The organism is Planococcus citreus, assembly GCF_003664125.1.
In the GTDB taxonomy this organism is placed as follows: Bacteria; Bacillota; Bacilli; order Bacillales_A; family Planococcaceae; genus Planococcus; species Planococcus citreus.
This window is the reverse complement of the sequence record NZ_RCCP01000001.1, coordinates 816548-830000: the sequence shown is the minus strand read 5'-3', so window position 1 is coordinate 830000 and position 13453 is coordinate 816548. Positions and strand designations below refer to the sequence as shown.

General features: G+C 45.7%; 18 protein-coding genes. 11 read left to right on the top strand and 7 right to left on the bottom strand.

All coding sequences use genetic code 11. From position 1 onward, the window contains the following. Positions 1 to 66: 66 nt before the first annotated feature. Entirely contained in the window at positions 67 to 897 is an 831-nt protein-coding gene (locus DFR62_RS04140) for a DUF4037 domain-containing protein (protein ID WP_121298196.1), read from the top strand. On the opposite strand, the gene DFR62_RS04135 is transcribed toward DFR62_RS04140, so the two are convergent. Continuing rightward, positions 881 to 1417, bottom strand: coding sequence for a hypothetical protein (locus DFR62_RS04135; RefSeq protein WP_121298195.1), 537 nt, complete (start codon positions 1415 to 1417; stop codon positions 881 to 883). The two genes, DFR62_RS04140 and DFR62_RS04135, sit on opposite strands and share 17 nt — an antisense overlap. A 548-nt stretch (positions 1418 to 1965) precedes the next feature. Between DFR62_RS04135 and DFR62_RS04130 the strand changes: the two genes are divergently transcribed. From DFR62_RS04130 to DFR62_RS04090, 9 genes are all read left to right on the top strand, one after another. Next, positions 1966 to 2676 (top strand): alpha/beta fold hydrolase, encoded by a 711-nt coding sequence (locus DFR62_RS04130; protein WP_121298194.1) that lies wholly within the window; start codon positions 1966 to 1968, stop codon positions 2674 to 2676. 22 nt (positions 2677 to 2698) lie between these two features. Then, the gene (locus DFR62_RS04125; protein ID WP_121298193.1) at positions 2699 to 3070 is read left to right on the top strand and encodes a hypothetical protein; all 372 of its coding nucleotides are present in this window, start codon (positions 2699 to 2701) and stop codon (positions 3068 to 3070) included. 48 nt (positions 3071 to 3118) lie between these two features. Further along, positions 3119 to 3565 (top strand): NUDIX domain-containing protein, encoded by a 447-nt coding sequence (locus tag DFR62_RS04120; protein WP_121298192.1) that lies wholly within the window; start codon positions 3119 to 3121, stop codon positions 3563 to 3565. A gap of 29 nt (positions 3566 to 3594) precedes the next feature. Next, a complete protein-coding gene (locus tag DFR62_RS04115; RefSeq protein ID WP_121298191.1) occupies positions 3595 to 4011 on the top strand; it encodes an NUDIX hydrolase in 417 nt (138 codons plus the stop codon). 36 nt (positions 4012 to 4047) lie between these two features. Continuing rightward, the gene (locus tag DFR62_RS04110) at positions 4048 to 4617 is read left to right on the top strand and encodes an AAA family ATPase (RefSeq protein WP_121298190.1); all 570 of its coding nucleotides are present in this window, start codon (positions 4048 to 4050) and stop codon (positions 4615 to 4617) included. After that, the gene (locus tag DFR62_RS04105; RefSeq protein WP_121298189.1) at positions 4614 to 5021 is read left to right on the top strand and encodes a YhfM domain-containing protein; all 408 of its coding nucleotides are present in this window, start codon (positions 4614 to 4616) and stop codon (positions 5019 to 5021) included. The genes DFR62_RS04110 and DFR62_RS04105 overlap by 4 nt, the downstream gene beginning before the upstream one ends. Before the next feature lie 33 nt (positions 5022 to 5054). Next, complete coding sequence (locus DFR62_RS04100; protein WP_121298188.1) at positions 5055 to 5321, top strand: hypothetical protein; 267 nt, start codon at positions 5055 to 5057, stop codon at positions 5319 to 5321. Between the two features lie 373 nt (positions 5322 to 5694). After that, positions 5695 to 6360 carry a haloacid dehalogenase type II gene (locus DFR62_RS04095; RefSeq protein ID WP_121298187.1) on the top strand — a complete coding sequence of 222 codons (666 nt, stop codon included), beginning with the start codon at positions 5695 to 5697 and terminating at the stop codon, positions 6358 to 6360. A gap of 66 nt (positions 6361 to 6426) precedes the next feature. Continuing rightward, positions 6427 to 6930 (top strand): peroxiredoxin family protein, encoded by a 504-nt coding sequence (locus DFR62_RS04090; protein WP_058383087.1) that lies wholly within the window; start codon positions 6427 to 6429, stop codon positions 6928 to 6930. A gap of 51 nt (positions 6931 to 6981) precedes the next feature. On the opposite strand, the gene DFR62_RS04085 is transcribed toward DFR62_RS04090, so the two are convergent. Beyond that, positions 6982 to 7359 (bottom strand): VOC family protein, encoded by a 378-nt coding sequence (locus DFR62_RS04085; protein ID WP_121298186.1) that lies wholly within the window; start codon positions 7357 to 7359, stop codon positions 6982 to 6984. 523 nt (positions 7360 to 7882) lie between these two features. On the opposite strand from DFR62_RS04085, the gene DFR62_RS04080 reads away from it, so the two are divergent. Further along, complete coding sequence (locus DFR62_RS04080; RefSeq protein ID WP_121298185.1) at positions 7883 to 8089, top strand: hypothetical protein; 207 nt, start codon at positions 7883 to 7885, stop codon at positions 8087 to 8089. A 60-nt stretch (positions 8090 to 8149) separates the two neighbouring features. On the opposite strand, the gene DFR62_RS04075 is transcribed toward DFR62_RS04080, so the two are convergent. The 5 genes from DFR62_RS04075 to DFR62_RS04055 all read right to left on the bottom strand — a co-directional run bounded on the left by DFR62_RS04075 (position 8150) and on the right by DFR62_RS04055 (position 12185). After that, positions 8150 to 8545, bottom strand: a complete 396-nt coding sequence (locus DFR62_RS04075; RefSeq protein ID WP_121298184.1) for a hypothetical protein — start codon at positions 8543 to 8545, stop codon at positions 8150 to 8152. A 43-nt stretch (positions 8546 to 8588) separates the two neighbouring features. Beyond that, positions 8589 to 8951, bottom strand: a complete 363-nt coding sequence (locus DFR62_RS04070) for a GNAT family N-acetyltransferase (RefSeq protein ID WP_121298183.1) — start codon at positions 8949 to 8951, stop codon at positions 8589 to 8591. A 406-nt stretch (positions 8952 to 9357) separates the two neighbouring features. Continuing rightward, positions 9358 to 10044 (bottom strand): Na-translocating system protein MpsC family protein, encoded by a 687-nt coding sequence (locus DFR62_RS04065; protein ID WP_121298182.1) that lies wholly within the window; start codon positions 10042 to 10044, stop codon positions 9358 to 9360. A gap of 150 nt (positions 10045 to 10194) precedes the next feature. After that, a complete protein-coding gene (locus DFR62_RS04060; protein WP_121298181.1) occupies positions 10195 to 11235 on the bottom strand; it encodes an ArsR/SmtB family transcription factor in 1041 nt (346 codons plus the stop codon). 218 nt (positions 11236 to 11453) lie between these two features. After that, a complete protein-coding gene (locus DFR62_RS04055; RefSeq protein ID WP_121298180.1) occupies positions 11454 to 12185 on the bottom strand; it encodes a C40 family peptidase in 732 nt (243 codons plus the stop codon). Positions 12186 to 13453: the final 1268 nt, after the last annotated feature.

Below are 13453 nucleotides of genomic sequence, written 5' to 3'. Positions count from 1 at the left end.
AAAAATATATAGTAAAGCTAATAAGACCTGGCCGATTGCCAAAGTCGAAATGAACGGAGAGATGGAATGGAGCTGAAAAAACTAGCGGTGCAAGCTGCTGAACAGTACGCGCAAATCCCTAATATAGAAGCGGTCATGCTCGCGGGATCGGTATCGAGGGATTGGCAAGACGAATTCTCGGATATTGAATTGCTCATCTTTTGGAGGCAAGCGCCATCGGACGAAGAACGTCAACAAATCATCCGTCAACTGGGCGGAAAACTATTGGAATTTCATCCATATGAAGAGCAGGAGTGGGCGGAAACTTACACCGTAAACGGCATGAAATTCGAAATCAGCAGTTTTCTCACCGAAACGATTAGCCGTACCATCCATCAAGTGACTGAAAAATTCGCCATCAATCCAGACCTGCAGTGTATAATCGCAGCTGTCCAATACGGCATTTCACTTTATGGCGATACGACAATCGAGCAACTAAAGAAACAAGTCGAGCATTATCCCCTTGAATTGCAAGAAGCGGGGATTAATTATTATAGCGACTTCGGAAGCCGTTGGAACAACCGGGAAGCGCTCGTTCACCGGAAGGATTGGCTCATGTTCTACAAAGTGGTCGTTTCCGTCCAAACGAATATTATGGGCCTGCTATTCGGTTTGAATCGCCAATTCATCCCCCATCCGGCATTCAAATGGCAGCGAAACTCGCTCGCGTTAATGGACATCAAACCAAAGAATTGCGCCGCCCGTTTGGAGTCAGTGTTTTTTCAAGAACCGTCTGACGCCATCAAAGAACTGGAAGCGCTCATTGGAGAAATCTTCGGGCTGATTCGTCAAGAACTCCCACATATCGACCTTTCTGAAGCAACTCGCAAAGCGTCGTTCGTCAGGCCAAAGATTTGAACGAACGCGTGATTTCCCTTTTTCGCAATAGCTCATCAAACAGGAAAAACACCACAGCTACGAATACTGCAAAAAACATGAGCGGTCCGAGGAACAAGTAAGAAAACACGGCGAACCCCACATGGATCAGGAAAGCGAGCGGAAAGCGATAGCGTTTCACATCGGAAGTCGCGAAATCGGAAAGCAAGGAAACAGGAACACCGTAAACTACGGATCCAAACAAGAAAATCAAGAACAAGGAAGCAAGAAAATATACATCTGCAAAGTCAATGCCATTGTAAGTAGTGACCGTGCAGCTATCCAGAAGCAGCGCAATGGCAATTGGAAAAAGTGAAGCGTAGAAAGCTGCTTTGATTTTTCGGAATACCGTACTCTTAGTGGATAGGTATTTATTGATTGTTAGAAAGAACATCAAGATGATCACGCTGAAGGCGATTTTCAATCCGGTTGCTATGAAACTGGCCCATATAACAAACGCCAGAATACTGAGGACCGGTATATATAATAGATATTTGTACAAGTGGATTCCCCCTACTTGTATTGTACCAAGCCGAAGTCTATGGAACTATGCAAAATGAAAACAAGCTGGAATGAGCGTAAATAAGGAAAAGGGACAAAGCAGCTGCTTTGTCCCTTTTTTAACGCTCGACGGCGCGCATTAGAATCCTCCACCGCCCAGGCTCAAGTCCCAGCAGCAATCACCGGTTCCATCGCTTCATACTGAGGCTTTTTGTCCTGTTCGCCGCATCCTGCAAGCAATAACACACCCGCCAGAAACAGCACAAACAATTGGCGCTTCATCGGAACCCCTCCTCAAATTTTATGTAACGAACAGGAAAGGAGGGTGAATCGAATTGCATAACTGCCGCCTGGCGTTAGACATAGGTGTTTTCGTAAGTAGTTGATTCCATTATACCATTCAAGATGACAAAAAACTGCCTCTTTGTACTGAATAATCAGTGAAAATAGGTTAAACTAGAATTAACCATATTTTCAATATTATTAGCCTACTTATATGGAGAAATGAACGCCATAAAGCCACTATCTATAATTAAAAAGGGGAATTAGATGATTTTACATACCGAAAGTTTCGGCACAGGGGAACCGATTGTGTTCCTCCATAGTGGGCTGCAGACCGGGCTCACCGATTTTGAATACCAGCGCGATTATTTTAAAGAACATTACCAGGTCATTGTGCCGGACTTGCGGGGGCATGGAAATTCCGTCAGCACTGATTTAAGCGATAATTTTGAAAGCAACGCGAAGGATTTGGCAGAGACACTCGAACGGTTGGGAATCGACTCGGCCCATATCGTCGGGGCGTCGTTCGGGGCATTGGTCGGGATCGTGTTCGCGAAGCGCTTTCCATCCAAAGTGAAAAGCCTGACGATATCTGGCGTCACGGCAGAAAAGCCGGACAACTGGGCGCAATTGCGTGAACAGGAAACGCGCAACCAACAACAGATTTTCCAATACGAGGAAACGAATGCGTATTTTGACCAACTGCATAAAGGCGATTGGCGGAAGCTTATCGAAATGGGGCAGAGTGAAGAATGGTATCCATTCGAAGAAACGACCGATTTGTCCGGCATTCATGCACCGATCCTCTACATCGCAGGAGAAGGCAACCCGAACGAAACGAAAGGCGTCTTGTATTACCCCAACAAGCATGAAAATGTCCGCGTATCGGTCATTCCCTTCGCATCCCATTTGGTTCATGCCGAACAAGCGGAATTGCATGCGAAAACGCTTGAATTGTTCCTAAGCCACGTCGACTAATCAGGAGAGGGGCTCGTATCTCATGAAAAAACTTAGTTCACTTTTGGCCATACTGATCATCCTTAGCGGCTGTTCAGAGGGCGACCGTTACAACTTCAAAGGAAGCGGCGACAATTGGGAGGTCTTCTATACGGTCGACGTCACTTCACAAGACAGCAAGGAAGCGACCGGAAAAATCGTCTACACCGGCGAAGAGCCACCTCCTGAAACCATCATCTATTCCATTGAATCGACTGCCGGTGCATCGAGTGGAAATGTCTTGGTCGATGAAGGTGAAGTGCTGGTCGGCAAGAGTGCCTGTGAAGGCTGTGCGGTCATTCAACAAGATGAAGAGTTGGATGTGGAGATCAAATGGGACGGGCAAGTCGAGGAATTCGCGTTGACCACGGAATAAAAAAGTTTAGGGATTTTAAGCATAGAGCCTGACGGAGGAGAGTAACCGATGAACACGACAAGAAGCCATGGCTTTCAATTTCTGGACTTTCTATTTATGGAGGAACATGAGATCCATCAGTTTGAGACAATTGCAGGTTCATTTGCAGTCATCAAATGCGGCGGCAAAAATTTGATGGTCTACAACAAATGGCGTGAGCAATGGGAACTTCCGGCTGGCAGGAGAGAAGGCGGAGAGACGTCGAAGGAATGTGCCGTAAGGGAATTGTATGAAGAATCCGGCCAGTTGATTGAGGACTTGGAATTCAAAGGCTTGCTCAAACTGCAGCATACTGAAACTAGGGAAATCAAATACAATCCTGTTTTTCTTGGAACGGTAGAGAAGTTACAGCCCTTTATACCAAATGACGAAACGACGGAAATGAAGTTATGGGACGCAAAAGAGGACATCGGGGTCCTGGATGAGATGGATATTAAAATTCTCGATTATATCTAAGGTGCTAGAATGCTATGGAGGGTAGAACTGTGAAAGAAACCAAAAAAGTTTGGCGCGGGGCCGCTGGAGTGGTCATCGATAACAAACAAATCCTAATGGTGAAATCGAAGGAATCCGGTAAATGGAGCATCCCGTCCGGAGAAATCGAAACGGGCGAATCCCCACAACAAGCATGCGTGAGGGAAGTGTGGGAAGAAACCGGCTTTCGCATTGAAGTGAAGAAACAGCTTCATACAAAAAATGTGCAAATCGGCCATTACGAAGTCACGAGCCATTATTTTCTGTGCGAAGTCATCTCAGGCGGTATTTGTTTGCAGGACCCGGATAATGAAATCGACGAAATTATGTGGAAAACAGAAGCCGAACTGAAAGAACTGCTTCACGATTACCCGGAAGACCAAGAACACCTCATTGCGTTCATGAATCGCGCGGCGGCTATCCAGTAATCGCTTTTCACAAACCATACGAACGGAGTTGCGCATGTGAACAGAGTAGCGGTCATCACGGTCGGCAAAACCCATAGTGGCAAAACGACATTCGCCAAAGCGCTTGAGCGACAGCTTACCAATGCAATCGTTGTTGATCAGGACAATCATGCAGAAATCCTGAAAACTTATTATCCGGCGCTCGTCCCGAAAGAGGGGGCGAATGTGATCAAGTATGCCCTGACACAGACCATCGTCAATCACGCGGTCGATCAAACCGATTGCCACATCATTTTGTGCAACGCTAATCGTAACCGGCAAGGTCGCTTGAAGCTGCTGGATTTTTACCGATCGAAAGGCTTTACGACTATCTTGGTGAACTTTGACATGGCAGACGAGGTGTTAAAAATGAGAATCGATCAGGCCGGGCGTGACACTTCCGTCTTGCGCACCGTTTCTTCATTCGAGGATGTCCTCGTTCGTCAACAAGCTGAATCCGTCGATAACCCCGGCGTCACACCCACACCAGACGAAGCGGATTACCTGTTTAGCGTAACAAATGAACAACAAGCAGAAGCGGCCATTTCAGAAATCAGGGAAATAGCTGCCAAGGGGGAGAGCCCATGAGAAAACTGCAAGTCCTGTCATTGCTGCTGATTATGCTCTTCACCTTAACGGCGTGCCAGAATGGTTTACTGAATGCCGAACAACAATCAGTCGACAAAATCGTCTTGTACCAAATGGAAAGTTTCGGACAAGTGAAAGAAAACACAAATTACGAAATCACCGATAAACAAACAATCAAGCTGTTCGCAACAGCCATTTCTCGTGCCAATAAAGTCTCGGGCATCGCTGATGTAGTGGATCCGAATTTTAAAGTGGAGTTCGGTGAAAAGGAATTTTACATGTGGGTGTCGGCAAATCACGGTTCCGTCATGGATGAAGCAGACACCCATACGCTCTACACATTGGAACAAAAAGATGCCGAGCAACTCTACAGTTTTCTCTCATCCGAAAATCTGCTTGATTGAATGGACAAAGATAGAGGAGGAGGAGGCCGCAGGATGAAGAAGTTTTTCTTATCAATCGTAGGCGGCCTTGTAATAGGGCTCATTCTATCGTTCAGTTTCATGGAGTACGAAAGCAGCTGGACACACCACATCCAAAGAGCTGGCGTAGACCAAATGGTGGAAGAGATGGATTTCGATTTTGTCTTCACGGCCTCACTCTTGGTTGTCGGGATTTCCATATTGATTTTTGCCGTTTGGAGTTTCATTGAAAAGAAGAAGGATGAAAAGTTCCTCAGAGACTTTGAGAATGAAAAAAACTGAGAAAACTAAATACATTTCAGAGAGTTAGATAAGTTTATAGTCTACTAGATGAAAAAAGGGGACTTTATTTCTACATTTAAAAATGAATGGACTGTCCAAGTATTTGGAGAAGTGTTCGCTCGACTCCTGTGGGACTAGCGGGTTTGAGAGACCCCGCAGGAACGTAGTGACGAGGAGGCTCGATTCCCGCCCCACGGAAAGCGAGCGATAAGCTTCGGAAAATACAGTTTCTCAAGTTTCTTGACAACCTAAAATACACTCCCGCGGCATCTCACAGAAGATGCTTTTTTTCATGCCGTTATTTTTCTGCCTAACAGGGGATACAAGGAAAAGTAATGAAATTTATCAGTGAAAACCAGAGGAGGACAATTATATGGACAAACCGATCAAAGCGTTCGTCTTCGATGTGTACGGCACATTATTCGACGTTATCGCCATCAAAGAGCAATGCGAAGAGGTGTTTCCCGGGCACGGCGAAGCGATCAGCCAGACGTGGCGCACAAAGCAAGTCGAGTATTTCATGATGCGCCAACTGATGGGAAAATACGATACACTATACGCCGTCACCCGTAGTGCCTTGAAATACGCACTCGAAGACGAGGGACTCAAATCAACAGATGACATCGAGCAGCAATTGATGGATGCCTATTTGCATTTGCCGCTCTATGAGGAATCAGAAGCGGTGTTGAAACAACTGCAGGATCATCAGCTCGTCGTGTTCTCGAACGGCTCACATGATATGCTCGACCCCTTGATCGAAAACGCAGGTATTAAGGACTTGCTCGACAAAGCCGTCAGCGTCGACGAAATCAAGCAATTCAAGCCGGCACCGGCCGCTTATCAATACGTCTTAGACCAATTGAACATCGAGCGCGACGAAGTGTTGTTCATGTCTTCAAATGGCTGGGACATTTCGGGAGCGAAGAATTTCGGTTTCCAGACCGCATGGATCAACCGCAAAGAGGCGCCGGTCGAGCAGCTCAGTCTGGAGCCGAATTATATATTTTCGGACTTGAACGGCTTATTGAAATGGAAATAGAACGGTCAAAAAGATTAAAGCTTATTATTCCGGGTAAACTACTTATATATAAGAGGAGGCATTCACATGAATAGACTACAATTAGGGGATTTAGCCCCATCATTCTCATTGCCGCGCGCTGAAGGCGGAGATTACTCATTGCAACAGGACTTATCCGAACGTCCAGGCTGGCGCTTTGTCATTTTCTTCAGAGGCTCATGGTGCCCAGTATGCAACGAAGAATTACAGGAAATCCAAGACAGCCTATCGTATTTCGAAGGCAAGGACATCCATTTCACGTTCTTGTCCACAGACAATCAGCAGGATCTCAATGAAATGAAAGAAAAACACGGCTTGACCTCGCCAATCTTGGCCGATGCGACTGAAGACATCTTGAAACAATACGGTGTCTACCATCACGGAGAAGATGCGTTGTACGAAGACCACGGCATTCACGGCGAGCCGGCGTATTACTTGCTCGATGAAGAAGGCAAGGTCATGTACCAGCAGCAGCAAACGAGCCCATTCGGCCGTCCGCACGCAAAAGAATTGCGCAAAATCGCTGCGTACATCCGTAAAAACCTAAAATAAGATTTTACACAAAAGAGCTTGGAGGGAATTCTCCAAGCTCTTTTTCATTGCTTAATCCATCTCGCGCACAGCGAAATAGTTGTCTTCAGCATCGGCGAAATTGAACGTCCAACCTGTCGGCATCTCGACGATATCGCCGACCGTGACACCTTTTTCCGCCAACTCGTTCCGCAGCTGCTCGAAATTGTTCGCGTAAAACAATAGCGACGGCGTCTCCAAACTCAAGCCCGTATCCATCTGCTCGAGCAAATTCTTGTCATGCAAGACGATGCTCGTCTCCGCATCTTCACGAGGCGCAATTTCGATCCACCGCATGCCATCATTTTCGACGTCTTGCAAAACCACAAAGCCCATCTTCTCCTTCCAAAACGCAACAGCTGCGTCCTGGTCGCGCACATACACCATGACCTGTCCGATTTTTGAAATCATTGCTTTTCCTCCTCTGAATAAAATGATGAGTCTCGTCACCCTAATAATTCGATGGGGAAAGGGAAAACCCTTTAGATGGCCAGCTATTTAAGGGCTGCGTTTTAATCCAAGGGGAACGATAAAGTTTTCGACAAAAGAAAGGATACCAACCAGAAAGCATAAAAAGCTCAGAAGGAATACTTCAATCCAAGAAGCCCCTAAGAAACGGAATAATAAGATGGAAAGAAACCTACAATAAAATAAACCGGAACAAATTTCTTGGACAATAATAAGTGGCTCAGATAAATCACTCCTTAACCTATTCAATTTCGGGACTGTGTTAAATAAAATGATAAATCCCATCTTTACATAAAAATGGAACATTCACAATCCAAGCCATAGAAGTTTGATACACTAATCATAGCAAGCCTAAAAGAGGAGGAGACCCATGAAAAAAGCACCGAAACTCATTCTATTCTTTACGCTCGGCATCATCACCGGTTTTATCTTGTCATACTTGTTCAGATAAGGAGGCAATTACATAATGGACATCCGTAAAGCACAAGCCGAAGACGCAGCTGGTATCCGAAAAGTCTGCGCAGTCGACAACCCTGAAACCTACCACGGCTTATTGCCGAAGCACGAGATCGAACGAGTCATCGAGCGCCAACAAAACAGCGACTCCCAGAACAAGCATGATGTGCTTGATTTAGGAGTCGCTTTATATAAATTCAGCCGGGGCAATCCCTAGCCGAAGTGTCGCCAAGACAGTGAAAGAGAGTTCTTGCACATACTTCTATTCGATGAGAAGTCACGCCTCCAAGGCATTGAAGGCAGCGGCCAAGCGCGCGGCAAAATCTTCTGGCGCTTCGACCGACTCCATGCAGACACTGACAATATGCGGATTGACCTGTTGCCACTGGCGATAATCGGTCGGCAAGGGAATGTGGAAATCATTCCAGGCAAACAGGAACGAAGGATACTCTTCAGGCAATAGAAAAATCTCTGCGCGGTTCAATGCCGTGCCGTCAGCGTTCACTTTCTCGAACGAGATATCATGTTCGATGATGCACGTAAAGCATTGCTGCTCCCGAAAAATTTTCATTTCACGGGATTTTTTAACGACTGTCTGGCCAGCAGTAATTTCCACTTCAGCATCCAAATAGGATTTGACCTTCTCCGCTGCACTTGCTGTTAACGTCTCCATGTCGATCGTCCTTTCTGCCAGTATTCGGCGCGACTTGTGGAAATCAACTAAATTGAGATTGCTTGTGCCAGCATCTGTCCAGAAAATCTTTGGTTTCTTGAGTTGAACACATTGCTTGTGATACGTATTCTTCCTGGACGGCTTGAATCAAGGCACTGCCGATTCCCCGGTTGCGGAAGGAAGGGTGAACGGCGATGTGCTGCACAGCAAAGGTTTGTTTCTGTATGTGGATGCCGATCACTCCAACCACTTTTTCATTTTTCTCCCACAGATACAATCGGCGCTCCGGTTGTCTTTCGTAGGCGCTGAGTATTTGCTGGACTGAAACTCCTTGCTGGGCTGTGGGTAGGTGGGAAAGCAAGCGCAGTACAGCCTCCCGGTGGCGTGATTCGTATGCGATCATCATTCAAATCCCTCCTTCTCAAGTATGCTTCATCAATGAAAAGGCCATTAAAAAAGCGCCAAAAAGAATAGAACATTCTTTTTGGCGCTACCTCCAGCACTGGTGTCTGGTGTATACGACCGATTCATTATTGGTTGGCCTTTAAAATGAAAAAGGCAGTTGCTTTGCGTTCATTGATAACTCGTACAATTACACCATACCCAATTTATTTCATTAAGTAAACTGACTATTGAGAAAATGGTTATAAAGAAACGCTTGTTATGAAATTTTACCTAAAGTTTAGAAAAAATAGCTTTCGCATCGCAAAACAACAGCGCCTGCTTAGGCGACGGGGATGAACAGCCATTGTCATGATAAACCCCCGGGCTGTCGCGTTGCCACGACAGGTCCGAGGGGAGTGAAGCTAGGCTTATTTCTTAAAGACAAGTAGCGCGTAGCCTTTATCTTCTTCAAAGTCCCAGTCAACATAACTGCCGATTAACGGGCGGTTGACGATTGCGGGCACTTCCGATTCTGCAAATAACATATACTCCAGCGGCCGTTTTGCCAGTTTCAAGGCTTCCTGAAATTCATTTTTAATCAGTTCTTTCTCCAGCAAAGTAAAAATGCCGATCCGTTCAATGAGCAGAGTCCGGTCGTTCAGCCAAAAGAAATTGGTTTCTTCCGGTTCTTTCTGTCCGGCGATGCTTAAACGGATCACTTCTTTCCGGAGTTCCGTTTCATCCACTTCTTCAGGCCACCTGAGTTTATGCGATCTTGGTTCTTCCAATACCCCCAGAATCATGCCGGAATAATCGTCCAAATTCCAATCGGCATACAACTCCATCACATCGAGGTCGGCTTGCTTCCAGAAATTCCTCTTGAATTCGGCCATCAACTCAACCATCAATAAATCCCTGGTCTTCAACACGCGGTTCTTTTCATTCTGATCCAACAGGATTCTCTCCATCGGCGCAAGGAAATCCCGGATCTGAATGCAGACGAATGATTTGTAAATGGTCACATACACTGAGCTTGGCCCTTTGCCGAAATGCTCCCGCAAGATGGACGCAGTGAAACCACTGATGATGGATTCGACCGTTTTCTCTTGAGTCATGTGCTCTCTCCTTCAAACGGAAGAAGCTATCCATTCCATTTGGGCAAGTGTACAGGGCTTTAGCAGAAATAGATACCTTATGGGACCAATTCGATAAATTACTTGTACCGGACCATCAGTCATTCCATCTTCTCGCGTTGGGACAGCCTATCACTCATCCATTCCCAAATAACGGTTCAATTGAGTAGAAAACGCCTGGAGTTTCTCTGGCTGAATCGAGTAGACGCCTTTGTCGACCTTCACAAACTTCGCCGCTTTCAACAAAGCCAGCTGATGATGCAAAGTCGTCTTGGACATTTTGAATCGCTCACTCATTTCCTGCAAGGGAGCGGGGCCATGGCATAAATAATGCAACACGTTCAAGCGCAGCCCATCACCGAGCGCTTTATGCCCTTGAATCAATTCGTTCGGCGGCACTTCCGGATCGAGCAGTTGCTGTTCGCTGACCGGATAGAAAAACAATTTCACATCAGCCGTACGGATCGTCAGCAGCCATGGCCGATACGACACATGCGGAATAAGCTTGACCGACCAAACGGAAGGCTCCGGTGCATAGTCGACACTCGCCACGCGCTCGATTTCCTTCGCCGCATTCGCGGAATCAAGCCCGCGGTGCTGCTGTTCTTCAAACGTCAGCGCATGCAGCCATCTCCCGATATAAAACTTCTTCGTCATCCAGTCCTGCCATTCTCTTAGCACCTTCATAAACAATTCGCTTAGCTGGGCTCTTGTATGCCCGTGAAGTTGCCATACGTAACCGCTGAGATATGCATGTCCTTCAAACAAGCGGGCATAAGAAAACCACCAGCCACTGTCTTCAGGGTGTTGAGCTGCCTGTTCCCGTAACGCTTCTGCAGCTCGGCTATGATAGGGAAGTAAAATATCGTAAAATCGCTCCTCTGAAATCTCTGCCAGCCGCTCCGCAAATTCCTCAACAGAACGAGCCCCGAACTCATTCTGCAACAGCAGCAGCCCGTACCATAAATTCGTCTCTTCGATCTTCGCTAATGACTCAAGCAAAGAAGCAGGCATCGCTTGTGCATCCTGTGTCCATTCCTCATCCATCTCGAACGTATGACGCAATTGCCCATGCGTATATCCCGCAATCCCTACAATCCATTCCCACACCGGCGACTGTTCCACAGTTAAGTGAATCGTCTCTTCGGGTAACGTAGCATCCATAATTTTCATACTGAAAACCTCCTTAAGCATTTTCTCTATTCTAAATGAATGAAATTATTAATTCAATATAAATTGAATTATAAATTCGGTTTATTTCGAATAAAGAGAAAAGCGATACCCTTTATATAGAAGAAAGAGAAGAGATTCCGAACAACACACGAAGTTCTTTCCAAAAAAATGCATAAAAAAAGAGCACCCGAGATTTCGGATACTCCCTGAAGCCTATATTATTTGAAACGTTTGAAGCTGTGGAATTTCTTGCCCCAGTATGGGCCGCTCAAGCTTTTCACTTCTGCTTTAGAACCGCCAGAGTGTACGAACTGGTTGTTCCCGATGTAGATCCCAACGTGTGAGATTCCTGGACGGTAAGTGTTTGCGAAGAAGACCAAGTCTCCTGGGCGTGGGCTTGAAACTTTGTAAGACTGAGCATATTGAGAAAGCGTTGTGCGTGACACGCTTTTGCCTGCTTTTTTGAATGCATATTGTACGAATCCTGAGCAGTCAAACCCAGCTGTAGTTGTGCCGCCGAAACGGTACGGGATACCTTTAAGTGCTAGTGCTTTAGAAACGACTGCTGAAGAAGAAACGCTAGATGAAGCTTGGACAACGCCAGATCCTGATGATTTTGTCACGAGTGAGCTGTGTACCCAACCGTGTGTACCGCCAGTGCGGACTTTGAACCATTTACCGCTGCCGATTGTAGCGGATTTTGTAACTGTTGCAGTAGCACCTTTAGAAGCGACTTTGATGACACCGTGGCTTGTGCCGGCATCTCTGCGGACGTTTGTAGCGTATTTGAATTTATAAGTGCTGTTAGAAACCTGGACGATCGCTGGCTCAGATGCTTTCTGTGCAACTTCTGTCTGTGGTTGTGCTTGTGCTGTATTTTGTGCGTCTGTAGCTGAACTAGAAAAGACCAATGCGCCTGCTGCGAGTAGTGTAAAGAATGCTTTTTTCATTTAGTCAGTACCTCCGAAGGATAGTTTTTTTAAATTTATGTTATGTGGATATAAGGATTATCATTAATTTGCTCTGCCACTTACTATATAGACTGCCCCCTACAAAAACAATGTCTGTGGAGTTTCAATTAGGTTACAAAAATATTACAAGTGAATGACGGCTCATAAACCCAGGTATATCAAGGGTTTTGAAGGTGGTAATATTTACAAGTGGATGTTTATTTCTTTGAAAAACGGGAAACACGAGCATCTCACGCGTGTTTGAATTCATAAAATATTACAGTCCAGTAGAATTTGTTGTAAATTTCAGAGCCTATAATTTCCAAATCGGGACTCTGAATACTTTCATAGCAGTTTTTTAGTCAATTTAATCATATAATTATTAGAAAAATCAAAAACTATAGCAATAAAGCTTTGTTACATAACTGTAACAATCCATTCATTGCTTTATTTTTGCGGGTTAGGGGTATACGGAAATTAATAGAAGTATTTGAGTGGGGGAGATGTCGCTGCAATCGGACGCTTTCCGCGGGCATGGCCTCAGCCGCTTCCCTCGCTACGCTCAGTCCAGGGTCTTCGGCTCATGCTATTCCCGCAGGAGTCGCCGATTTCCACTCCATCTCTAGTTTTAGAGGAATAGGCAAATAACACATTATACTGGTTGATTTAGAGAACATATAAAATGATAGTGTTTTGATCTTCAATAGATATAGAAAAAGTGAAGAGTTGAGATTGCGCTCCAGGCGGAAGCTTGCCCAGGGGCGGGAATCGAGCCTCCTCGTCACTCCGTTCCTGCGGGGTCTCTCAAACCCGCTGATCCCTCGGGCGTCACCGCCTTACGCTCCATCTCTAGTTTTAGAGGAATAAGCAAATATCATATTTCGTTGGTGTGTAGGCATGACTAGTCGATATTGCTTTTTGAATTTCTGCTTACTTATATAGAAGAAAGTAGTTTTGACGAACCACAAGTTGAGTCTAGAAAACCTCATTTCACCATTAATACAACTCACTGCGACTCGGCGTGAAGCGCTGGGAGCAGTCTTGCATTCTTCGTATCATCACAAACTAAAAACAATGAAATCCAATTGTTCCACCCGTTTCACAATGAACTGAACGAGCGTCGGCGCGTCCAAGGGCTAGGCGTTGTGATGAGACCGATGGTCTTTCGGGCTCATCACGAAAGCCATGCCCAAAGCGCCAAGCGCTGTGTTACCGGATTCCTTGTCCAACATTCTCAACTCATCTATCACGCATTCCACTCATTTAAT

Excerpts from the sequence above, each read along its gene's own strand:
- DFR62_RS04125 (WP_121298193.1), top strand. The coding sequence starts at position 2,699 with ATGAAAAAACTTAGTTCACTTTTGGCCATACTGATCATCCTTAGCGGC.
- DFR62_RS04100 (WP_121298188.1), top strand. The coding sequence starts at position 5,055 with ATGAAGAAGTTTTTCTTATCAATCGTAGGCGGCCTTGTAATAGGGCTC.
- DFR62_RS04120 (WP_121298192.1), top strand. The coding sequence starts at position 3,119 with ATGAACACGACAAGAAGCCATGGCTTTCAATTTCTGGACTTTCTATTT.
- DFR62_RS04090 (WP_058383087.1), top strand. The coding sequence starts at position 6,427 with ATGAATAGACTACAATTAGGGGATTTAGCCCCATCATTCTCATTGCCG.
- DFR62_RS04065 (WP_121298182.1), bottom strand. The coding sequence starts at position 10,044 with ATGACTCAAGAGAAAACGGTCGAATCCATCATCAGTGGTTTCACTGCG.
- DFR62_RS04140 (WP_121298196.1), top strand. The coding sequence starts at position 67 with ATGGAGCTGAAAAAACTAGCGGTGCAAGCTGCTGAACAGTACGCGCAA.
- DFR62_RS04105 (WP_121298189.1), top strand. The coding sequence starts at position 4,614 with ATGAGAAAACTGCAAGTCCTGTCATTGCTGCTGATTATGCTCTTCACC.
- DFR62_RS04095 (WP_121298187.1), top strand. The coding sequence starts at position 5,695 with ATGGACAAACCGATCAAAGCGTTCGTCTTCGATGTGTACGGCACATTA.
- DFR62_RS04055 (WP_121298180.1), bottom strand. The coding sequence starts at position 12,185 with ATGAAAAAAGCATTCTTTACACTACTCGCAGCAGGCGCATTGGTCTTT.
- DFR62_RS04080 (WP_121298185.1), top strand. The coding sequence starts at position 7,883 with ATGGACATCCGTAAAGCACAAGCCGAAGACGCAGCTGGTATCCGAAAA.
- DFR62_RS04075 (WP_121298184.1), bottom strand. The coding sequence starts at position 8,545 with ATGGAGACGTTAACAGCAAGTGCAGCGGAGAAGGTCAAATCCTATTTG.
- DFR62_RS04085 (WP_121298186.1), bottom strand. The coding sequence starts at position 7,359 with ATGATTTCAAAAATCGGACAGGTCATGGTGTATGTGCGCGACCAGGAC.
- DFR62_RS04130 (WP_121298194.1), top strand. The coding sequence starts at position 1,966 with ATGATTTTACATACCGAAAGTTTCGGCACAGGGGAACCGATTGTGTTC.
- DFR62_RS04060 (WP_121298181.1), bottom strand. The coding sequence starts at position 11,235 with ATGAAAATTATGGATGCTACGTTACCCGAAGAGACGATTCACTTAACT.
- DFR62_RS04070 (WP_121298183.1), bottom strand. The coding sequence starts at position 8,951 with ATGATGATCGCATACGAATCACGCCACCGGGAGGCTGTACTGCGCTTG.